The sequence below is a fragment of the Pseudomonas sp. LBUM1652 genome (assembly GCF_059716105.1).
This window is the reverse complement of sequence record NZ_CP166804.1, coordinates 3,830,436-3,849,593: the sequence shown is the minus strand read 5'-3', so window position 1 is coordinate 3,849,593 and position 19,158 is coordinate 3,830,436. Positions and strand designations below refer to the sequence as shown.

Below are 19,158 nucleotides of genomic sequence, written 5' to 3'. Positions count from 1 at the left end.
CATGTCGATCCGATTGCTGCTGGCTGTCGCGTTTTACCTGTGCGCCACCCCGGCCGTGCAGGCTGTCGAGTACAACCGCGTCAACACCACCGCCAGCCAGATCAGTTTCACCTACAACCAGATGGGCTCGCGGATGTATGGCACCTTCGGCAAGTTCGATGCGACGCTGGACTTTGACACCGATAACCTCGCCAGCGCCCGCACCACGTTGCGCATCGACCTCAGCAGCATCGACGCCGGCAGTGAAGACGCCAACACTGAATTGGTGAAACCGGCGTGGTTCGACACGCAGCAATTTCCCGTGGCGCTATTCGAATCCAGTCATTTCACGCAAGTGGCCGAAAACCGCTACCTGGTCGCCGGCCAGCTCACTCTCAAAGGCATCACCCGTGAGGTGCAAGTGCCGGTGGAGTTGAAGCCGGACAGCGCCATCGGCATTTTCGACGGTGAGTTGCTGCTCAAACGCGACGAGTTTGGCCTCGGCGCGGGGGAGTGGGCAGACACGGTGGTGTCCAAGGACATCGCCATCAAGTTTCGGGTCGTGGCACCCCAGCAGTGACTTCAGGTCATGCGCAGGATCAATGGCTGCCGAACAACTGGCGGATGAGATTCGGTGTGCTGCCGGTCCAGCGCTTGAAGGAGCGCCGGAAGTTCGCTGGATCACTGAAGCTCAGGTAATCGGCCACTTCCTCGTTGCTTAGTCCTTTGACCTGATACAGGTACAGCGCGACATGCTTGCGCACCAGATCCACTAGTTGTTGGAACCCGGTGTCGTGTTTTTGCAGTTTGCGTTTGAGGGTGGCCGGGCTCATGGCGAATGCCTGCGCGGCTTGTTCCAGACTCGGCGGCTGGCGGACTTGATCTTGCAAGTGGCGGTACAGGCAATCGGTGAAGCTTTCGGCAAACCCCAGTTGCTCGATCTGCCGCACGGCTTCCTGGCGGGCGACCTGGCCGGCAGTCGCCGAGGCGTCGGGCCAGGGCCGGGCGAGAAACTCGCGGGGAATGCGCATCAAGTCCAGCGGGCGTTTGAACTGAGTCTGCTCGCCCAGATGCACCCAATATTGTTCGACGTAACGCGGCTCGGCATGGCTGAAACTGCATTCCCATGGCAGACGTTCGCCGCTGAGCCACTGACTCATGGCCACCAGAGACGTCATGCCCGCTTCCAGCAAAAACCGCCATTGTTCGCCGGCAACGCAACTGTCCAGCCAATAGACGTACGCAAAGCGCTCATCCAGCAGCAGACGCGGCGTCATCAAGGGGCTGAGCAGGGCTTGTTGCTGGACCAGCGTATCGAGCGCCTGATGCAGGTTTTGCGCGTGACGCAAGGCGTGGCTGGCGGCGCCGTAGTGACCGGGCAGCAAGCGCTGGCCGAAGAGGAAGCTGCTGTCATCGGCGTCGAGCAAGCGGCGACTATTGTCGATCAGGCCGAGAAACTGCTGCGGGCTGAGGCGCGTCTGGCCGGCCAGAATGTCTTCATGGAACAGGCCTGTACCGCGCAAAAGACGATGGCTGTCGATATCGCGAGACAGGGCCAGATCGATCAATGTCGCGGGTTGGTAATGCCCGGGGATGAAGCGACTGTCGGCTTCGTACCAAGTGGATTTAACGGTCATGGTCGGCCTCAGGCGCTTTTGGCTAAGGGCGATTTGGCGCGGGCCAGTGCCAGGTTTAGGCGTTTGAGCAGCACTTCGGGCGTCTCGTCCAGGGCCATGACCGCCGCCGTGCTGGCCGCCAGTTGCAGGCGTTCGCCATGCTGTCGGGTCTTGTGCGCCAAGGCGTGTACGGCGGCTTGCAGCTCTTGCGCGAGCAGTTGCGCCTGACGCTCGCCGGTGTTTGGCAGCAACACCACAAAGCGATCACCGGCCAATCGGCAGAGCAAATCCTGACGGCGCAGATTGAGCAGCAGCAAATGGCTGAGGGCCTGCAACACCGCGTCCCCCTCGGCATGTCCGTAGGCCTGATTGATCGCGGCAAAGTTGTCCAGATCCAGCACCAGCAATGACAGCGGTTGCTGGTGCGCGATGCTCTCGCCAAGGCTGTCGGCCAGGTGCCGCTTGAGATAGTCGGCACCGCCCAGCGGGGTGAGCTTGTCGAACAGCCGATGCTCGCGGAACAGCCGCTCGCGTTTTTCCATTTGCGCGCTGATCGCCAGTTGCTCGCGGTGCCAGTGATAGATACCGATGGTCAGCAGAATCATGCCCACCGGCATCGGCCCCGACTCCAGCCAGTGATCCCAGGTGATGCTGTCAGGCAGGCGGATGAACTCGTCGAGGCTGTCGATCCACCAGGAAAAGAAGATGCAGCTCAGGCCCAGCGCCAGATAATTGGTCACGCGCCCGGCCGGACGACTTTTCAGTACCAGCCCCAGCCAGACCAGTGCCAACAGCGCCGAGCCGCCTTCGCCGATGATGTCCAGCCAGACCCATTCGCTGAATGACTTCAGGTCGCCGCAGGCCAGATGCAGAAGCAGACCGAGGTTGGCCGCCAGCAGCAGTGCAGCGAGTTTCCAACGGTGAGGTTTGAGCACTGAGAACATGGCCGCGATCCTTTGGCGAAGAAGCAATGCGCGTCAGCACAGCAGATGTTTGTGACAGCCGGGTGACGGCGTGGGGAGGTCGAATCAGCTCATCGAGGCGGGTGATTTTTTTCGCAAAATACCACCGCCCCTGTGGGAGTGAGCCTGCTCGCGAAGGCGGTGGGTCAGCAAACGCATTGTGTAATGACACACCGCCTTCGCGAGCAGGCTCGCTCCCACAGGAGACGATGGTGGGTTGAAGAGGTCATTTCAGCTCATTTGTCCCCGCAGTACCCGCGAAACCCCGGGTTTACGGGCTCTGCCGCCACGTCCTGTCACAGAAGCGTCATCCGTCGCCCCTAGCTTGCCCTCTCAGTTGCCGGGCCGTTTGCCTGGCCTGACCGGACTCTTTGGGGGAGAACAATCATGTACCAGCGCAGCAGTCATCCGCGCAGCGGCACCGTCGGGCTCTTCAGTTTCGCCCTGACCGCATTGGCCATGGCGATGGCCAGTGAGCGCCTGCACGCCGCCGACGCCACCGCCAATGTCGAGCACGTCGAAGTCGTCGGCCAGGCCGCCAGCATTGACTCGGCGCTCAAGCAGCAGCGCCGCTCCGACAGCATCGAAAGCGTGGTGCATGCCGACGGCGTGGCGCAGTTGCCGGACGAAAACGTCGCTGAAGCGGCGCAGCGTTTGCCGGGCATCAGCGTTGAACGTGATCAGGGTGAAGGACGTTTTGTCAGCGTGCGCGGCCTGGGGCCGGACCTGAACAGCGTGACCATCAACGGCACGCTGGTGCCGTCGCCGGAAAGCGAACGCCGCGCCGTAGCCCTCGATGTGTTGCCCTCGGAGCTGGTGCAGTCGCTGTCGGTGATCAAAACCCTGACCCCGGACATGGACGCCAACTCGCTGGGTGGCACGGTCGACGTCAGAAGCCTCTCGGCCTTCGATCACAAAGGCCTGTTCTATACCGGCGGCACCGAAGCCAGCTACGACAAGAACAGCCACCAGACCAGCCCGAAATTTTCCGGCGCAATCAGTGACCGTTTCAGCCTCGGCGACGGCATCGACAACTTCGGTGTGGCTGCCGCGCTGAGCTGGCAGAAGCGCGATTTCGGTTCCGACAATGTCGAAACCGGCGGCGCCTGGGATTTCCAGCGCGGTGCGCAATTGGAAGAGTTCGAACAGCGTGACTACGACATCAGCCGCGAACGCACCGGTGGCGGCCTGAACTTCGATTACAAGCCCGACGACCTGAGCAGCTATTATCTGCGCACTCTCTACAGCCGCTACAAGGACAGCGAAACCCGCAACTCCACCAGCCTCGAATTCGCCGAGCCGCAAGCCGCCGGTGTACTGGGCGACGCGGAAGGCTCACGCAAACTGAAGCAGCGCGAAGAAACCCAGGAAATTCAGTCCTACGTGTTCGGCGGCGAGCGCATGTTCGGTCTGTGGACCCTCAGCGGCCAGGCCGGTTACAGCCGCTCCAGCGAAGACAGCCCCGGCCACATCGCCAATGCGGCGTTCGCGGGCAATGACGATTTCAGCGACAGCGGTTTCTACAGCAACGACAAGCCACGGCCGATCATTGGCCAAGGCTTCTACGACGCCAACAACTTCAGCCTCGACAAGGTCGACTGGGAAAAGCAGAACACCAAGGACACCGAGAAAAACCTGCGCCTGGATCTGGCCCGTGACTATGACTTGAGCGGCTATGCGTCTCAGGTCAAGTTCGGCGGCAAAGTCAGCCGCCGCAACAAGGACAACGACCTCGACGCCTGGGTCTACGAGGACTTCGATGACCTCGGCTTTAGCGACGATCAACTCAACCTCAGCCGCTTCGCCAAGGGCTCGGTGGATTACCGTCTCGGCCAGTTCGGGCCGGGCATCAGCGGCAGCGCGATCAAGAACCTGATCGGCGGGCTCAACCGCGACGACTTCTATGACGAGACCGAATCGACCGTCAACGACTTCAAGATGCGTGAGGACATCAACGCCGGCTACCTGATGAACACGATCGACATCGACGACTGGCGCTTCATCGCAGGTCTGCGTTACGAGGGCACCGAGTTCGAAGCCAAAGGCACTGGCGCCACTGACGGCGACTTCGAGGCGACCGAAACCAAGCGTCGTTACCACCACTGGCTGCCGGGCCTGCACGCACGCTATCAACTGGACAAAAACACCCAGGTTCGCGCGGCGTGGACAAAATCCGTGGTGCGCCCGACCTTCGGTCAACTGGCGCCGGGATTTGTCATCGATGACGATGAAGCGACGTTCGGCAACCCGGACCTCAAACCGCTGGAGTCGAGCAACCTCGACCTCGGTATCGAACACTACATGGGGCATGCCGGTACGGTGTCGGCGTTCGTGTTCTACAAAGACATCAAGAACTTCGTCTACAACACCGACCTGGCCGGCACGGGCGCCTGGACCGATTTCTCCGAAGCGAACACCTTTGCCAACGGCGACAGCGCCAAACTCTATGGCCTGGAGTTGGCCTACTCACAGAAATTCGACTGGCTGCCGGCGCCGTGGAACGGCTTGCTGCTGGGTGCCAACACCACCTTCAGCCGCTCTGACGCCGAGATCGAAGGCTTCGACGCGGCCAGCGGGCGCAACCGCAAACGCAGCATTGATCTGCCGAGCCAGTCCGACACCGTGGGCAACCTGATGCTCGGCTGGGAGAACGACAAGGTCAGCCTGCGCCTGTCGGCCAACTACAAATCCGACTACCTCTACGAGTTGGCCTCGATCAACGACAAGGCCCACGACCTGCATGTCGATGCGCAAACCTTTGTCGATTTCAGCGCGCGCTATTCGCTGAGCAAAAACCTGCAACTGAGCTTCGAGGCGCAAAACCTCACTGACGAGCCGTACTTCGTATCCACCGGCCACCGCTCCTACAACGGCCAGTACGAAGAGTACGGCCCGACCTACAAGCTCGGCCTGACCTTCACCCACTTCTAAGCCTCGGAGGGCGGCCGGGTGCCGCCGTCGATCCATGCACGACAAGGATTCTGCCGGTTCATGAGTATTTCTTTGCGACATAAAAATTGGCTGTTGGGCGCACTGATCGCGCTGGCTGCCGGCCAGACGCTGGCCGCCACACCAAGCCTGACGCTCACCCCTTGGGCGCCGAAACTGAAGCTTGAAGAACTGAGTTTTTTACCGGGTGACCTGCGCCTTGGCGTCAGTCCCGTCAACGGCCTGTTGTTACTTGATGACCAAGGCGCGGAGCTGGCGCACCTGAAGGGCTCTTTCAGCAGTCTGGACAGCCGCGCCGATGATCGCCGGGTGTGGGTGGCCAGCCTCGACAACGCCAACCAGCAGGCACTGGTGGTCGGACTTGATCCGGTCAAGCGCACCTGGGGCACGCCGCTGCATTTGCCCGCGCGGGATTTTGCGGTCAACGGCGTGTGCCTGTATCGCGATGACGCCGACAACCTGTTCGTGTTTCTGGTGGGCGAGGAGGGCAAGGGCGAGCAATGGCTGGTGGGCAAGGGCGCGAAGCTGAACGCGCAGGCGCAACGGGTGCGCGGTTTGCCGCTGCCACCGTCGGCGAAGTTCTGCCGGGTCGATGACGCCGCGCATCAGCTGGTGGTCAATGAAGAGAATGTCGGCTGGTGGACTTACCCGGCGCAGGCTGAAGGCGATGTAACGCGTTCGCCAGTGGCCATGCGTGAACCGTTCGGCCAGATCAAAGGCGAGGCGGGCGCCGTCGCGCTGGTGCCTGGCGGCATTGTCGGCCTCGATCCGAAAGCCGCGCAATTGCATCTGTTTCAGCAACAGGGTGAGCGCTGGACGGTGCAGGCAACGTTGCCTTTGTCGGGTCTGAAAGAGCCGGAAAATCTTGCCCTTCGCGAAACCGCCAAAGGTCTGCAAGTGTTGATCCGCGACGATGATGATGGCCGTGTCTATCAAGGCGACCTCGACTGGCGCGCGACACCGTTGGCATTGCCGCCAGTGCTGCCGAGCGTCGCGGCGCAGGTGCAGAGCGACCCGGTGGCGCGTCAGGGCGATGCGGCGGACGATCCGGCGATCTGGGTGCATCCGCAGCAGCCATCCCTCAGCCGCGTGCTCGGCACCAACAAGAAGCAAGGTCTGCTGGTGTATGACCTGCAAGGCAAATTGGTGCAGGAGTTGCCGGTCGGGCGTTTGAACAACGTCGACGTGCGACCGAACTTCAAACTCGGCGAGCAGACCGTCGATCTGGCGGTGGCCAGCCATCGCGATCACAACAGCCTCAGCCTGTTCGCCATCGACCGCCGCAGTGGCGAGTTACGCGACATCGGCGAAGTGCCGACGCCGCTCAAAGACATCTACGGCATTTGCCTGTTCCAGCCCGCCAGCGGCGAGATCTATGCGATCGCCAACGACAAGGACGGCACCTTCCTGCAATACCGCCTCGCTGCGCCGAACGGCAAGTTACAGGGTGAGTTGGTGCGCCAGTTCAAGGTCGACAGCCAGCCCGAAGGGTGTGTCGCCGACGACCAGCGTCAGCGCCTGTTTCTTGGTGAAGAGGACGTCGGCGTCTGGGCCGTGGATGCCCGCGCCGATCAGCCAGCGACCCTCGCCAGTGTGATCAAGGTCGGTGGCCCGTTGCATGCCGATGTTGAAGGTCTGGCGCTGTATCAGAGCGCGGCGCGCGACTATCTGGTGGTATCCAGCCAGGGCAACGACAGCTATCTGGTGCTGGATGCCGAACCGCCATTCGCCGTGCGCGGTGCGTTCCGGGTTGGCCTCAACGCGGATGCAGGGATAGACGGTGCCTCGGAAACCGACGGTCTGGAAGTCACTTCAGCCAACCTCGGCGGGCCGTGGGGCAAAGGCTTGCTGGTGGTGCAGGACGGCCGCAAGCGTATGCCCGAGCAAAGTCAGAACTTCAAGTTCGTGCCGTGGGATGAAGTCACCCAGGCGCTGAAGTTGCCCTGAGCTGTCATCAATCGGTCATTTGTTTTTCATCGAATAGCGACGCGGTCGACGTCTCTAGCGACGACCGCCATTGCCCACAAGGAGTTTCACCATGCAGGCCACACTCGAACACATGACAATCTGGGGGCTGATCAGCGATGCGAGCCTGTTGGTCAAGGCCGTGATGCTCATTCTGCTGCTGGCGTCGATGCTCAGTTGGTATCTGATCGTGCTGCGCAGTCGCGTGCTGCAACAACGCGAGCGACGCCTGAATGATTTCGTCCAGCGTTTCCGCCACACCCCGGAGTTGTTGCCGCTGTATCGCGAGTCGGCGCAGGTGTCGGTGGCCGAGGCCGGGATCGAGCCGATCTTCAATGCCGGATTTGCCGAGTTCAATCACCTGAACCGGCACGCTGACGGCAACGCCGATGCGGTGCAGGAAGGTGTCGAACGCGCGCTGCACGTCGCCATCAGCGAACAGGAAGTGCAACTGGAAAAGGGCCTGCAGTTTCTCGCCACGGTCGGTTCGGTCAGCCCTTACATCGGCCTGTTCGGCACCGTGTGGGGGATCATGAACTCGTTCCTCGGTTTGTCTCAGGTGCAACAAGCGACGCTGTCGACGGTGGCGCCGGGCATTGCCGAAGCGTTGATCGCCACGGCCATCGGCCTGTTCGCGGCGATCCCGGCGGTCATCGCCTACAACCGCTTTTCGGCACGCAGCCAGACTTTGCTCACCCGTTACTACGCCTTTGGCAACGAGCTGCAAGTGCGCCTGCATCGGCAATTGCACGGCTCGCCGTTGAACCTCGCCGCTGCGGCCTGAAAGGAGAAACACGATGCTAGTCAGGCCGCAACGCAAGCACGGGCCAAAGGCCGAAATGAACGTGGTGCCGTATATCGACGTGATGCTGGTACTGCTGGTGATTTTCATGGTCACCGCGCCGATGCTCACCCAAGGCGTGAAAGTCGAACTGCCGAAGATCGCCAGCGAAGCCCTGGCTACCGACACGCGCCAGCAAATCCTGACGTTGTCGGTGAAAGCCGAGGGTGGTTATTACTGGAATCTGGGCGGCGAACTCGACACCCAACATCAGACCGACAGCGCCGTGGCCCTTGATGAAATGCGCGCCAAGGTCGAGCAGATCGTCGCGCAGCGTGCTGACACGCAGGTGTACATCCGCGCCGACAAGGACGCCGGTTACGGCAGTGTTGTGGCGGCCATGGCGGCGTTGCAACAGGGTGGTGTCACTAACCTCGGGCTGGTGACCGAGGCCCCGCAATGACGGCGATGATCATGCACAGTCCTGCAACGATTTGCGCGCCGATGCCGCGCAACCCTTTCTGGCAACACAGCCTCGCGGCGACGCTGGCGGTGGCCTTGCACGTCGTGGTGCTAGTGCTGCTGATCAACGCCTGGTCGCCGCCGATCCCGCAGGTTCCGCCACCTCGGGTGCTGACCACGCAATTAGTGATGGTGGCACCGCCCGTCGCGCAACCTCCCGCGCCTGAACCGACGCCTGCACCGGTCATCGAGCCGGTGGCGGCGGCGCCGGTCGAACCCGTCAAGCCAAAGGTCGAGCCAGCACCGCAAACGCAAAAAATCGAACAAGCGGCCTTGGCGCGCAAGCGAGTGGAAGAGCGCAAACGCGAGCAACTGGCCGAGCAACAACGCGAGCAAGCGCGCAAGCGTGAAGACGACGCCGCCCGGCAACGTCTGGCGCAGCAACAGGCTGCGCAGCAACAGGCCGCCCAGGCCCAACAGCAGGCGCAGCAGGCCGAACGTGCGCGCCAGCAAGCGCTGGCCGACAGCCGCCAATACCTGCCGCTGAGCAAAGAAGCGCCGGAATATCCGGAGCGGGCACTGGATAAAAACATCGAAGGTGATTGCTCCGTGGAATACACGGTCAACCCGCAAGGCCGGGTCGAAAACCCCAAGGTGCTGGACGGCTGCCATCCATTGTTTATTCGCCCATCGATGGCCGCGGCGCAAACCTTCCGTTATCAGCCGCGGATCATCGACGGCGTCGCCGTGTCAGTGCCGGCGGTGCGCAATACCTTTCACTATCGGATCAAGTGAATGCGGCGGCGCCACCGCGGTGACGCCAGTCCTCAACGATCAATACGCCCGCCAGTGCCCCGGTACCCAGCGCCATTGATCACCGGCCCAGCGGTGGTGACCGGCGACCCAGTGATAACCCGGTGCAGGCATGACCGGCACGACTTCCACCAGCGGCGGTGGCCGATGCGGCCGGGCCGGCGCGACGACGCAGCCGGACAGGGTGATGGCGACCAGCGTGGCGGCGAGCAGAGATTTAACGGCTTTCGACATGATGGTGTTCCCGCAAAGTGATCAGTGCAGGCGCGTTGCAATCAACGCACCCAGTGCCCTTCAACCCAGAACCAGTTCGGCCCTCGTGCCTGCCAGTGCCCCGGTTTCCAGTGCGCGTTGTACCGCACCGGTTGCCAGTGACCGGGCATCCACACATAACCACGTCCTTGCCAGCGCCAATGGCCCTGGTCCCAGACATAGCCGTGACGCGGGCCGGGCATCACTTCCATGCGCATAGGCGGTGGGGCTTGCTGGACGATCACCACTTGTTGGGCAAACACCGGGCCGCTGGCCAGCGCTGCGAGGGTCAACGGCACCAGCAGCCAGGTTTTTCGCCATTTGGACAGGGAACGCAAAACGCTCATGACAACTCCTCAAGGCCTGCGTCGGAAAGTGAACGCAGCTGAAGAATTGGATGCCAAATCCGCGAAAAATCCTGTTTGCCGTAGATGAAATTTTTTTCAGGCACAACCCTGCGGGAACGTAAGGGCTCGGCCACATTCGATTTGTCGTTGCCGATACAGGCGAAGTCAGCCCACAAGGTATGATGTCGCGGTTTTCCGCCGGAGGTCGCTCGTCATGCCACGCATCACCCACTACAAAACCCCATGCCCCGAAGGCGTCAACAGCCAGATTCTGCAAATGGTCGTCGACTACCTGACCGACATCAGCGCCGTGGGGCTCGGCCCGAGCAACCTGTTGTACAACGTCTATCAGTACGCGGTCGGCTATGAGGTGCATCTGTATCTGGAAGCGTTGAATGGCGAGAAGGGCACTGATGTGGAATTGCTGGTTGCCACCGATGACGACGACCCGGAGCAAGTCATCGGTTTCCTGTTGTACCTGCCGGTGCAGGGCGATTGGGAGGCGTGCAGCGTCGCTTACATGGCCGTGCGCGAAGGGCATCGGCGTCAAGGCGTGGCGCGGGCAATGATCAGTGAAATGGTCGGGCGTTATCCCCACGCCGAACTGGCATGCACTGTCGGCAAAGTCCCGTATTTCGAGGCACTGGGCTTTGAGGTGATCGGCCAGCGCGAGACGCAAGTGCTGATGAGTACGCGGCATTACCGCAGCAACGGCTTGCATGGGTTCATCGACACCATGCCGATCTACCGTTCGCTGGAGGTGCAGCAGATCCACACCTATCTGCTACAGAAAAACGGCAAGCGCGCCATGCTCGATGCCGAGAAGCAGCGCGACAGGCATCTCGATCAAACCACCCGTCACACCGAGGAATTTGTCCGCCAACGGCTGACCGTTCACTGATCAGCCATAGGCATCCCGAAAGCCCTTGTTGCGAGTCCGGCAGCAGGGGCTTTTTTGTGGCCGCAGTGTTCAGGCAAGTTTCACGTTCATGGTGATCCGCGCCGTGAACACGTGTTTGCCCTCGGTATCGTGAATGTCCACGGTGACGATCTTGTCGCCTTCGCTCTGCCAATCGACGCCGTCGCCAGTGGCCACGGCCGTCACATCAGTTTTCGCCTTGGCCAGGTATTCCACGGTCATGCCTTTGGGAATCCAGCGGGCGCCTGCTGGGATCGAGACGTCAGTCATCATCCCGGCCGCGAGCTCCGCCGCGTTGCACATGGCGATCGCATGCACAGTGCCCAAATGATTGGTGATCTCGCGGCGAAACGGCACTTGCACTGTCGCGGCATTCGCGCGCAACTCGGTCACCAGCGGGTTGATGCTGCTGAAGTACGGCGCAACCTGGCAGGCCATCTGGCTGAAGGCCTGAGGGCCTGCGCTATTGAACATGCTGAGAAACTGGCTCATGGAGAAACCTCAATGGAAGCGTTTTACGGAATTATGTTCCGTTACAGAATATTGTTCTGTAACTGAACGGTATTCTGTCTGTGGGAAATCTGTCAACCTAGGCGCGTTTTTGCCATAGGCACGGCGTGCCTTTTCAACTCCATATTTCAGGCTTGAGCCGCATGGACACCGCAGATTTACTTGAACGCAGCTACCCGGGCCGCCGGGCCGAACTCAAGCGCGATATTTTTCGCAAGGCCCTGAGCCTGTTCAACGAGCAGGGCATCGAAGCCACCACCATCGACATGATCCGCGCCGAATGCGATACCAGCGTCGGTGCGATCTACCACCATTTCGGCAACAAGGAAGGCCTGGTGGCGGCGCTGTTCTTTACCGCCCTTGAGGATCAGGCGCGCCTGCGTGACGCCTATCTGGACGCGGCAAACACCACGGAAGAAGGCGTGCAGGCGCTGGTGTTCAGCTATGTCGATTGGGTCGAGCGCCAACCGGAATGGGCGCGGTTTCAGTACCACGCGCGGTTTGCCGTGACCAAGGGCCCGTTCAAGGAAGAATTGGCCGAGCGCAACAAGACGCGCAATGTGCGTCTGCGTGAGTGGCTGGCCGAGTCCGGGCGCGCCGCCGAACTCAAGGCGCTGCCTGCCGAACTGTTGCCGTCGCTGATCATCGGCCAGGCCGACAGTTATTGCCGAGCCTGGTTGGCAGGAAGGGTGAAGGGCAGTCCAACGGCGTATCGCGAGTTGCTGGCGCAAGCGGTGTGGCAGTCTATTCGCAGTGACAACGAACCTTCGCGCTGATTTACGCAGACAAAAAAAGAGCCGCAAAGCTCTTTGATGGGGAGGAAGTGGAGCCCGTGAGGCTCAAGCGCCGGGGGGCTCAAGTTCCAATAGTCGCGCGGGCGGCCGCTCTTTCGACCAGCGCAATGATCGTTGCGAAAAGCTCGTTGCTGGCTTCTTCGGCGCTGATTTCGCGGTTGGCTGCCGCTTGGGAAAGCGCTTCGGCGGCGCCGAGCATTGCCCGCAGTCCCGCTTGGGTGATCTGCCCGCCACTGGCAAAAGGCGCAAGGACGCTCCGACATTTTTCAAGGAAGATCGCCTCGTACTCACGCTTGATCTTCTCAAGTTCCGGCGTGCTGGCCAGCGCGGCAATCACCCCGGGAATTTCGTTGCCTTGCAGCAATACGCAATCGACATACGCACTTGCGATCACTGACGCGGTGCCGACCAACGACGGCTCGCAGTTAGCAATAGCGGCATCCATCACCACGGTCTGACGGGCATCGAAATCCCGGTACAGCGCCGCCAGCAATCCTGCACGCGTGACGAAGTGGTCGTAGACCACCGGCTTGGTCACGCCAGCCTTCTCGGCCAAGTAACCGAGGGTCAGGGCATCGGTGCCTTCGACTCGGATGATCTGCCAGGCAACGTCGAGCAACTGGCGCAGGCGGTCTTCACGGGACAGACGCCGGCGCGGTTGGGGGGGGGAATTCTCTTCGGACATTTCGTGGGTTGACATCGCTATATACCAAACGTAACTTACTTTCCGTAACTTACCAAGAGTATATAAGCCTTGGTCTGTCTTCACCAACAGGAGATTTCCCATGCACGCATTGATTGTTATCGCGCATCACGATCCTCGCTCATTGACTCATGGCGTGGCGGCGCAGATCGCCGAAGGCCTGACACTGGCTGATCCATCCAACACCGTCGAATTCGCCGACCTATACGCTGAAGGCTTCGAACCACGCTTCGGCGCTGCGGATTTTGCCGTGCATCACCGCGAGGCTCAGCCGCCTGCAGATGTGCTGGCCGAACAGACACGCATTGATCGCGCCGACACATTGGTGCTGGTGTACCCGGTGTATTGGTGGTCGATGCCGGCGCTGCTCAAGGGCTGGATCGACCGGGTTTTCAGCAATGGCTGGGCGTTTGATTTCGGCGGTGACCTCAGCCATGTGAAGCTGCTTCAGCGCATGCGCGTGCATCTGGTCCAACTCGCCGGGGCGGATGCGCGCACCTATGAGCGTCATGGCTATGGCGCGGCGATGAAGGCGCAGATCGAACACGGGATTTTCGATTACAGCGGGGCGACGGTTCTGAGTTCGACGTTGCTGCCGGAGTCGGAGTTGCGTGATCCCGGGCAGCAACTGAATGTCGCCCGAGAACTCGGCACTCAAATGGCCAAGTAACCTCTGTAAAAGCTGCCGAAGGCTCGGGCCGCGATCGGCTCCTACAGAGTCGATCAATCTGGCATCGAGCGAATGATGTCGGCCAAATCATCCTTGGTTATTTCATTGGCTTTGATAGCGGCGGCGATGTCTTTTTTGGAAAGCGGGAAACGCTTGAAAATGTCTTTCAAATTGTCCGCATCAACATTGGCCAACCAGAGCGGATCAATAAAGGAACCGCCATACTCAGGTTTCATCGGTACGTCTTCGTGAGCAATAGCACCTTTATGGTTGAGATACACCACATAACGATCATGCCCTTCAGGAAAACTTTTATCGTGATATAGCGTGGTACCCAGAGGCAGGACATAGTAATTCTCGTCGCCATTTGGACCTTCGATCATCAACGGTTCTTTCGTTTTGATCATTTTCATATCGTGGCGGTTCGAAATATCGCCAAGCATCAGAAAAGCCATAAAGATCGCACTGACCGATAGAACTGCCACCACCCACAGACTAAGTTGCCTGTTCGTAAAAAATTTCCTTATCACTTTGCGCCTCGGTATTCCCTTCGAGCATGGCTGGTAAATCAGCGGGCATGAAAACGCTTGCGGTGTATTGATCATGCCGACGCTCTGCGTAGGAATGATCGAAAACAGATTATCCATGCAGTTTGCGGATTGATATAAAAAACGCGACCCCTGATTTTGGGTCGCGTTTTCCTGGATTGGCTTGGAAAAACTGTGGTGAGGGAGTTGCCTAAGGTTGCAGTTCTACGTGATCGAGGGCCTGGTTGACTGCCAGTTCACCCAGCATCACGATTTGGGCGATGCCCAGAGCGGTTTTGCGATGTGAGGGCGGTAGTGAAGCGGCGAAGTTGTTGAGCATTTCGCTGGCCGAGCCGAGGGTTTCGCTGGCGTTGGCCAGCAGGGATTCGGTGTTGTACCTGGGGTTGGCGAAGTACATGGACTCCGGCTCGTTGGCGTTGGACATGATGCCGGCACCGGGATTGAGGTAGTAATCAAGGGCGCGGTCGGCGGCTTCGTGGAGTTTTTTGCTGTCGACTGAGGCGTAGGGGGATGTGGTGTCGGTGGTGGCTTTTGATTCTGGCGGGTTGGGTGTTGGTTTTTTCATGGTGTTCTTCTCTCTCTAAGCTGTGGAGCTGGTCCATTCGGCTTCCGGTCGAATGGGTGGCAGCTGTACGCAAGGCTGGAAACCCGGGGAGCAGAGAAACCCGGACGACCCGAAGGTCCCCCACGCACAGCCGCCATAACAAAGTGCACACCAAAAAGGTGCGCAATCATACGTCATGAATGGCGCTTTTGCGTTCTGCAGTCCCACGGGGTTTCCAGTCCCGGTCGCTGAATTGGCAGCGACGAGCACAGGCTAGAGACCTGACGTCCGGCGGACAACCTGAAAACATTGTGGGAAGGTTCTGCAAATTCGAAACAACTTTTAAACATCCCGAATTGAAATACGCAGGAAGCTGCGGTGGGTTGCGATCTTTTGATCTGGTTTTTAAAGGGGCAAGATCAAAAGATCGTCCGATCGCGGCCCGAGCCTGCGGCAGCTCCACAGGGGATATTGTTGTGTCAGTGAGTGCGTTGGAAGACCAGGGCCTTCAGGCCGCTTTCGGGATCTATGTCAGGAAACTCCGGCGGGTTCTCCAACCGCTGCTCAAAGTGCAGACTCGGCGCTTCCTGCGTCACGCCATCAATCAAGAAGTCTGAACCGAACGCCGGGTCATTCATGCACGCCAGCACCACACCGTCAGCAGTCAGCAGTTCCGGCAAACGGCGCAGTACGCGCTGGTAATCCTTGGTCAGCAGAAAACTGCCTTTCTGGAACGACGGCGGGTCGATGATCACCAGGTCATACGGGCCGCTGTTGATCACCTTGCCCCAGGACTTGAACAGGTCGTGGCCAAGGAAGCTGACTTTGCTCAGGTCATGCCCGTTCAACCGATGATTGTCGCGTCCACGGCTCAACGCTGCGCGCGACATGTCCAGGTTGACCACATGGCTGGCGCCCCCCTCGATAGCCGCGACGGAAAAACCGCAGGTGTAGGCAAACAGGTTCAGCACGCGCTTGCCGTCTGCCTGTTCGCGCACCCAATTGCGCCCGTAACGCATGTCGAGAAACAGCCCGGCGTTCTGCTTGCGACCGAGATCGACGCGGTATTGCAAGCCGCCTTCGACGACGGTCATTTCGTCGATCTCTTCACCGACCAGCCATTGTGCGGTGCTCTGCGGCAGGTAACGGTGCTGGATCAACAAGGTATGCGCGCCGGCCTGTTGCCACTCATTCGAACCACTGATGTCCAGCAGCAAGCGCTTGAGGTCTTCAAGCTGTTCAGGCGCCGGCTCCTTGAACAACGACACCAGCACCACGCCTTGCAGCCAGTCCACGGTCAACTGCTCCAGCCCCGGCCAGCAACGTCCGCGGCCGTGGAACAGGCGGCGGGTCTCGCTCGGTGCCGCCGCGAGCGCGGGCAGCAAATGGGCGTGGAGGGTGGCGAGGGCTTCAGGGTTCATCGGTCACGGTCGGCAAGCAAAAGGGCGGGCATTTTAACCACAATTACGCCCTCGCGAACGCCTGTCGCCAATGGACAAAAACGACTATTCGGAAAACACCTGTATCAAAAATGAATTTCTGCAGAACCCGCCGCTCATACCAGATAAGCAGCGGATTCAAGCCGCTAAATCGTTAATGCAATTCAGGGAGTGCAGTTCCATGTGCCCAACACCGACGGCGGACACGCACCTTCCTGACGGATTGATTCTGGTGGTTGAGGATGATCCGTTGATTCTGGAGTTTCTCTGCGAAATTCTTCAGGAGGAAGGTTTCAGGGTTGCGCCGCAGACCAGTGCTGACGCCGCATCACAATATTTGGAGGAGCATGCGCCGGAAGTGGCGTTGCTGCTGACTGATATCACCATGCCCGGCACCCTCAATGGTGCGGATCTGGCCAATCTGGTTGGCGACCGCTGGCCGGACAAACCGGTGATGGTCATGTCCGGCTATGAAACGCCGGAGACGTCCGGGGTCAAGTACCCCGTGGCGTTTATCAAAAAGCCCTGGGCCATCGGTCAATTGCTCGACTGCGTGGTAGGTGCGCTGAAGTCCAAGGCGCCGCTTCTGCACTGAAGCACTGGGTTCGTCGGTCAGGCAGATGCTACATTGCCCGACCAACCTGACTGCCATTGCCAGAGGATGCGACCCTTTGTCTGCTCACGATTGTGTTTTTGACCGCGCGTTCGGCGCGTTCCTGTTCGACATGGACGGCACCGTTCTCAATTCCATCGCCGCCGCCGAGCGGATCTGGTCAGCCTGGGCCGTGCGGCATGGCGTGGACGTCGAATCGTTTTTGCCGACCATTCATGGCGCGCGAGCCATCGACACCATCAATCGCCTGAACTTGCCGGGGGTGAATGCCGAAGAACAAGCGGCGTTCATCACCGAGGCGGAAATCGGCGACGTTGAAGGCATTGTCGAGATTCCCGGTGCGGCAGCGTTTCTCAAGCGCCTGCCCGCCGAGCGCTGGGCCATGGTCACTTCGGCGCCGCGGGATCTGGCCTTGCGGCGGATGACAGCGGCGGGCATTCCCGAGCCTGCGGTGATGATCACTGCCGAGGATGTGAAGGCCGGCAAACCCGATCCGTCCGGTTATATTCTGGCCGCCAAACGCCTGGGACTTGAGCCCCGCGACTGCCTGATTTTCGAAGACGCTACCGTCGGCATCCAGGCCGCCGAAGCCGCCGGCGCGCCGCTGATGATCATCACCACGACGCACCAGCATCCACTCGAAACGTCTCATGCGACATTGGCCAGTTATGACTCGGTCAGCGTCAGAGTCGACAGCGCCGGTCAGCTTCACCTGCACAATACCTGACACACCACGATTGCTGTGGGGTAGATCGTGACCGACGATCAGGCCCCACGGCGCCCGCGCCAACTCGGGCTATCCTAGGCTCAGCCTTTTTGTGCCTGCGGAGCCTAATGATGATCAACCTGGCCACTGCCCACCTGTTCGCTGATTACAAATCCTGGGCCAATCAACGCCTGTTCGACAGCCTCCAAGCACTGCCTCCTGAGGAAATCACCAAGGAGCGCAAAACGATCTTCAAGAACCTGATCGGCACCTTGAACCACATCTACGTGGTTGACCGCATCTGGCAGGCGCACCTTGAGGGGCGAGACCATGGCTTTCAGTCTTCCCATGATCTGGTGCACGCCGATCTCGGCGAATTGCGCCAGGCCCAGCAGGACGTCGATCGCTGGTATAGCACCTGGAGCCAGCAACAGACCGAGGCTTCACTCAATCGCGAGATCGATTTCAAGTTCGTCTCCGGCGACGGCGGCAGCATGAACGCCGGGGCGATTTTCCTGCATGTGATCAACCACAACAGCTATCACCGTGGCTGGGTGATCCAGATGTATTTCGAGATTCCGCAGATGCCGCCGATGACCGATCTGCCGGTGTATCTGCGCGAGGTCGACCCGAATTTCAAAGCGTTCAGTGCGCCTCCAGCGGCAGCGGAGCCGACATGTGATGGGGAATCAGCGAGCGCAACCAACGTTCCGCAGGGTCGTTGTCGTTAACACCGTTCCAGACCATCGACAGCTCCGAGGGGACGATGTCGAACGGCGGGTCGTCGGCACGCAAACCGTTGCTGCCTTCAACCAGTGCACACGCCGCAAAGTCCGGCACGGTGGCGAGCATGTCGGTGCCGGCGAGAATCGCCCGTAACCCGGCGAATTGCGGCACTGCCAGCACCACGCGACGGCTGCGATTGACCCGCGCCAGATCGTTGTCGATGGCCCCGCCCAGATCCCCGGAAAACGACACCAGCGCATGCGGGCGCTCGCAGTAATCGTCGAGGGTCAGCGCACCGGGACGGTCGTCGGCACGGAGGATCTTGCAGCGTAAATCGCGCAGCTTTTTCCGCTTGGCGTTGGCCGGCAGTTCGGTGGTGTAACTGACGCCCACGGAGATTTCCCCGGTGGCGAGCATTGACGACATCAACAGAAAATTCACCCGGCGGATCACCACCACCACGTTCGGTGCTTCTTCGCGCAGCTGTTTGAGCAGCGGCGGCAGCAGGCCGAATTCCGCGTCGTCGGACAGACCGATGCGAAACACGTCACGGCTGGCCAGCGGGTCGAAATCCTTGGCGCGGCTGACGGCACCCGAGATGGTGTCCATCGCCGGTTGCAGCTCCTTGAGGATCGCCAGCGCCCGTTGCGTGGGTTCGAGGGTGCGGCCGTTGCGCACCAGCAGCGGATCGTCGAACAGATCGCGCAGACGGGCGAGGGAAGCGCTGACCGCCGGTTGGCCGAGGAACAGTTTTTCCCCGGCGCGGGTCAGGTTCTTTTCGAACATCAGCGTTTCGAAAATCACCAACAGGTTCATGTCGACGCGGCGCAGGTCGTTACGGTTCATGCCCAAAGCCTCCG

The 19,158-nt window shown here is 60.3% G+C and carries 22 protein-coding genes; 12 read left to right on the top strand and 10 right to left on the bottom strand.

Going from position 1 to position 19,158, the window contains the following annotated elements; genetic code table 11:
* The first annotated feature begins 1 nt into the window (after position 1).
* A complete protein-coding gene (locus ACA069_RS17340; protein ID WP_187678423.1) occupies positions 2-559 on the top strand; it encodes a YceI family protein in 558 nt (185 codons plus the stop codon).
* A 19-nt stretch (positions 560-578) separates the two neighbouring features.
* Here ACA069_RS17340 and ACA069_RS17335 read toward each other — a convergent pair whose 3' ends face one another.
* Both ACA069_RS17335 and ACA069_RS17330 read right to left on the bottom strand, forming a co-directional pair.
* On the bottom strand, positions 579-1,616 hold the full coding sequence (locus ACA069_RS17335) for an AraC family transcriptional regulator ligand-binding domain-containing protein (protein ID WP_497614567.1): 1,038 nt from the start codon (positions 1,614-1,616) through the stop codon (positions 579-581).
* 8 nt (positions 1,617-1,624) lie between these two features.
* Positions 1,625-2,539: a GGDEF domain-containing protein gene (locus ACA069_RS17330; protein ID WP_497614566.1), complete on the bottom strand. Its 915-nt coding sequence runs from the start codon at positions 2,537-2,539 to the stop codon at positions 1,625-1,627.
* Between the two features lie 405 nt (positions 2,540-2,944).
* Here ACA069_RS17330 and ACA069_RS17325 point away from each other — a divergent pair, with 405 nt between their 5' ends.
* From ACA069_RS17325 to ACA069_RS17305, 5 genes are all read left to right on the top strand, one after another.
* Positions 2,945-5,488 (top strand): TonB-dependent receptor, encoded by a 2,544-nt coding sequence (locus ACA069_RS17325; protein ID WP_497614564.1) that lies wholly within the window; start codon positions 2,945-2,947, stop codon positions 5,486-5,488.
* A 60-nt stretch (positions 5,489-5,548) separates the two neighbouring features.
* A complete protein-coding gene (locus ACA069_RS17320) occupies positions 5,549-7,453 on the top strand; it encodes a phytase (protein ID WP_497614562.1) in 1,905 nt (634 codons plus the stop codon).
* A gap of 91 nt (positions 7,454-7,544) precedes the next feature.
* A complete protein-coding gene (tolQ, locus tag ACA069_RS17315; RefSeq protein ID WP_497614560.1) occupies positions 7,545-8,255 on the top strand; it encodes a protein TolQ in 711 nt (236 codons plus the stop codon).
* 13 nt (positions 8,256-8,268) lie between these two features.
* Positions 8,269-8,715 carry a protein TolR gene (tolR, locus tag ACA069_RS17310; RefSeq protein WP_187678417.1) on the top strand — a complete coding sequence of 149 codons (447 nt, stop codon included), beginning with the start codon at positions 8,269-8,271 and terminating at the stop codon, positions 8,713-8,715.
* Positions 8,712-9,509 (top strand): energy transducer TonB, encoded by a 798-nt coding sequence (locus tag ACA069_RS17305; protein WP_497614558.1) that lies wholly within the window; start codon positions 8,712-8,714, stop codon positions 9,507-9,509. The genes tolR and ACA069_RS17305 overlap by 4 nt, the downstream gene beginning before the upstream one ends.
* A gap of 39 nt (positions 9,510-9,548) precedes the next feature.
* Here ACA069_RS17305 and ACA069_RS17300 read toward each other — a convergent pair whose 3' ends face one another.
* A complete protein-coding gene (locus ACA069_RS17300) occupies positions 9,549-9,761 on the bottom strand; it encodes a YXWGXW repeat-containing protein (RefSeq protein WP_497614556.1) in 213 nt (70 codons plus the stop codon).
* Positions 9,762-9,802: 41 nt separating this feature from the next.
* Entirely contained in the window at positions 9,803-10,126 is a 324-nt protein-coding gene (locus ACA069_RS17295; RefSeq protein ID WP_187678414.1) for a YXWGXW repeat-containing protein, read from the bottom strand.
* Between the two features lie 214 nt (positions 10,127-10,340).
* Between ACA069_RS17295 and ACA069_RS17290 the strand changes: the two genes are divergently transcribed.
* Positions 10,341-11,027, top strand: a complete 687-nt coding sequence (locus ACA069_RS17290; RefSeq protein ID WP_489881008.1) for a GNAT family N-acetyltransferase — start codon at positions 10,341-10,343, stop codon at positions 11,025-11,027.
* A gap of 69 nt (positions 11,028-11,096) precedes the next feature.
* On the opposite strand, the gene ACA069_RS17285 is transcribed toward ACA069_RS17290, so the two are convergent.
* The gene (locus ACA069_RS17285; protein WP_401267565.1) at positions 11,097-11,537 is read right to left on the bottom strand and encodes a hotdog fold domain-containing protein; all 441 of its coding nucleotides are present in this window, start codon (positions 11,535-11,537) and stop codon (positions 11,097-11,099) included.
* Between the two features lie 161 nt (positions 11,538-11,698).
* On the opposite strand from ACA069_RS17285, the gene ACA069_RS17280 reads away from it, so the two are divergent.
* A complete protein-coding gene (locus tag ACA069_RS17280) occupies positions 11,699-12,331 on the top strand; it encodes a TetR/AcrR family transcriptional regulator (RefSeq protein WP_497614553.1) in 633 nt (210 codons plus the stop codon).
* 79 nt (positions 12,332-12,410) lie between these two features.
* Here ACA069_RS17280 and ACA069_RS17275 read toward each other — a convergent pair whose 3' ends face one another.
* Complete coding sequence (locus ACA069_RS17275) at positions 12,411-13,049, bottom strand: TetR/AcrR family transcriptional regulator (protein WP_497614551.1); 639 nt, start codon at positions 13,047-13,049, stop codon at positions 12,411-12,413.
* A gap of 85 nt (positions 13,050-13,134) precedes the next feature.
* On the opposite strand from ACA069_RS17275, the gene ACA069_RS17270 reads away from it, so the two are divergent.
* Positions 13,135-13,722, top strand: a complete 588-nt coding sequence (locus ACA069_RS17270; protein ID WP_497614549.1) for an NAD(P)H-dependent oxidoreductase — start codon at positions 13,135-13,137, stop codon at positions 13,720-13,722.
* 53 nt (positions 13,723-13,775) lie between these two features.
* Here the strand turns inward: ACA069_RS17270 and ACA069_RS17265 are convergent, their stop codons facing one another.
* The 3 genes from ACA069_RS17265 to ACA069_RS17255 all read right to left on the bottom strand — a co-directional run bounded on the left by ACA069_RS17265 (position 13,776) and on the right by ACA069_RS17255 (position 16,235).
* Positions 13,776-14,369, bottom strand: coding sequence for a hypothetical protein (locus ACA069_RS17265; RefSeq protein WP_497614547.1), 594 nt, complete (start codon positions 14,367-14,369; stop codon positions 13,776-13,778).
* 91 nt (positions 14,370-14,460) lie between these two features.
* Positions 14,461-14,835, bottom strand: a complete 375-nt coding sequence (locus ACA069_RS17260; RefSeq protein ID WP_497614545.1) for a DUF6124 family protein — start codon at positions 14,833-14,835, stop codon at positions 14,461-14,463.
* A gap of 458 nt (positions 14,836-15,293) precedes the next feature.
* Positions 15,294-16,235: a class I SAM-dependent methyltransferase gene (locus ACA069_RS17255; protein ID WP_497614543.1), complete on the bottom strand. Its 942-nt coding sequence runs from the start codon at positions 16,233-16,235 to the stop codon at positions 15,294-15,296.
* Between the two features lie 199 nt (positions 16,236-16,434).
* On the opposite strand from ACA069_RS17255, the gene ACA069_RS17250 reads away from it, so the two are divergent.
* The 3 genes from ACA069_RS17250 to ACA069_RS17240 all read left to right on the top strand — a co-directional run bounded on the left by ACA069_RS17250 (position 16,435) and on the right by ACA069_RS17240 (position 18,303).
* Positions 16,435-16,848 (top strand): response regulator, encoded by a 414-nt coding sequence (locus tag ACA069_RS17250; RefSeq protein WP_401267657.1) that lies wholly within the window; start codon positions 16,435-16,437, stop codon positions 16,846-16,848.
* 76 nt (positions 16,849-16,924) lie between these two features.
* Positions 16,925-17,593 (top strand): HAD family hydrolase, encoded by a 669-nt coding sequence (locus tag ACA069_RS17245; RefSeq protein WP_497614541.1) that lies wholly within the window; start codon positions 16,925-16,927, stop codon positions 17,591-17,593.
* Positions 17,594-17,703: 110 nt separating this feature from the next.
* Positions 17,704-18,303, top strand: coding sequence for a DinB family protein (locus ACA069_RS17240; RefSeq protein ID WP_497618261.1), 600 nt, complete (start codon positions 17,704-17,706; stop codon positions 18,301-18,303).
* On the opposite strand, the gene ACA069_RS17235 is transcribed toward ACA069_RS17240, so the two are convergent.
* A complete protein-coding gene (locus tag ACA069_RS17235; RefSeq protein WP_497614539.1) occupies positions 18,218-19,144 on the bottom strand; it encodes a LysR substrate-binding domain-containing protein in 927 nt (308 codons plus the stop codon). The genes ACA069_RS17240 and ACA069_RS17235 overlap by 86 nt on opposite strands.
* Positions 19,145-19,158: the final 14 nt, after the last annotated feature.

Coding starts and splice junctions, on each gene's coding strand:
- ACA069_RS17340 (WP_187678423.1), top strand. CDS start 2: ATGTCGATCCGATTGCTGCTGGCTGTCGCGTTTTACCTGTGCGCCACC.
- ACA069_RS17335 (WP_497614567.1), bottom strand. CDS start 1,616: ATGACCGTTAAATCCACTTGGTACGAAGCCGACAGTCGCTTCATCCCC.
- ACA069_RS17330 (WP_497614566.1), bottom strand. CDS start 2,539: ATGTTCTCAGTGCTCAAACCTCACCGTTGGAAACTCGCTGCACTGCTG.
- ACA069_RS17325 (WP_497614564.1), top strand. CDS start 2,945: ATGTACCAGCGCAGCAGTCATCCGCGCAGCGGCACCGTCGGGCTCTTC.
- ACA069_RS17320 (WP_497614562.1), top strand. CDS start 5,549: ATGAGTATTTCTTTGCGACATAAAAATTGGCTGTTGGGCGCACTGATC.
- tolQ (WP_497614560.1), top strand. CDS start 7,545: ATGCAGGCCACACTCGAACACATGACAATCTGGGGGCTGATCAGCGAT.
- tolR (WP_187678417.1), top strand. CDS start 8,269: ATGCTAGTCAGGCCGCAACGCAAGCACGGGCCAAAGGCCGAAATGAAC.
- ACA069_RS17305 (WP_497614558.1), top strand. CDS start 8,712: ATGACGGCGATGATCATGCACAGTCCTGCAACGATTTGCGCGCCGATG.
- ACA069_RS17300 (WP_497614556.1), bottom strand. CDS start 9,761: ATGTCGAAAGCCGTTAAATCTCTGCTCGCCGCCACGCTGGTCGCCATC.
- ACA069_RS17295 (WP_187678414.1), bottom strand. CDS start 10,126: ATGAGCGTTTTGCGTTCCCTGTCCAAATGGCGAAAAACCTGGCTGCTG.
- ACA069_RS17290 (WP_489881008.1), top strand. CDS start 10,341: ATGCCACGCATCACCCACTACAAAACCCCATGCCCCGAAGGCGTCAAC.
- ACA069_RS17285 (WP_401267565.1), bottom strand. CDS start 11,537: ATGAGCCAGTTTCTCAGCATGTTCAATAGCGCAGGCCCTCAGGCCTTC.
- ACA069_RS17280 (WP_497614553.1), top strand. CDS start 11,699: ATGGACACCGCAGATTTACTTGAACGCAGCTACCCGGGCCGCCGGGCC.
- ACA069_RS17275 (WP_497614551.1), bottom strand. CDS start 13,049: ATGTCAACCCACGAAATGTCCGAAGAGAATTCCCCCCCCCAACCGCGC.
- ACA069_RS17270 (WP_497614549.1), top strand. CDS start 13,135: ATGCACGCATTGATTGTTATCGCGCATCACGATCCTCGCTCATTGACT.
- ACA069_RS17265 (WP_497614547.1), bottom strand. CDS start 14,369: ATGGATAATCTGTTTTCGATCATTCCTACGCAGAGCGTCGGCATGATC.
- ACA069_RS17260 (WP_497614545.1), bottom strand. CDS start 14,835: ATGAAAAAACCAACACCCAACCCGCCAGAATCAAAAGCCACCACCGAC.
- ACA069_RS17255 (WP_497614543.1), bottom strand. CDS start 16,235: ATGAACCCTGAAGCCCTCGCCACCCTCCACGCCCATTTGCTGCCCGCG.
- ACA069_RS17250 (WP_401267657.1), top strand. CDS start 16,435: ATGTGCCCAACACCGACGGCGGACACGCACCTTCCTGACGGATTGATT.
- ACA069_RS17240 (WP_497618261.1), top strand. CDS start 17,704: ATGATCAACCTGGCCACTGCCCACCTGTTCGCTGATTACAAATCCTGG.
- ACA069_RS17235 (WP_497614539.1), bottom strand. CDS start 19,144: ATGAACCGTAACGACCTGCGCCGCGTCGACATGAACCTGTTGGTGATT.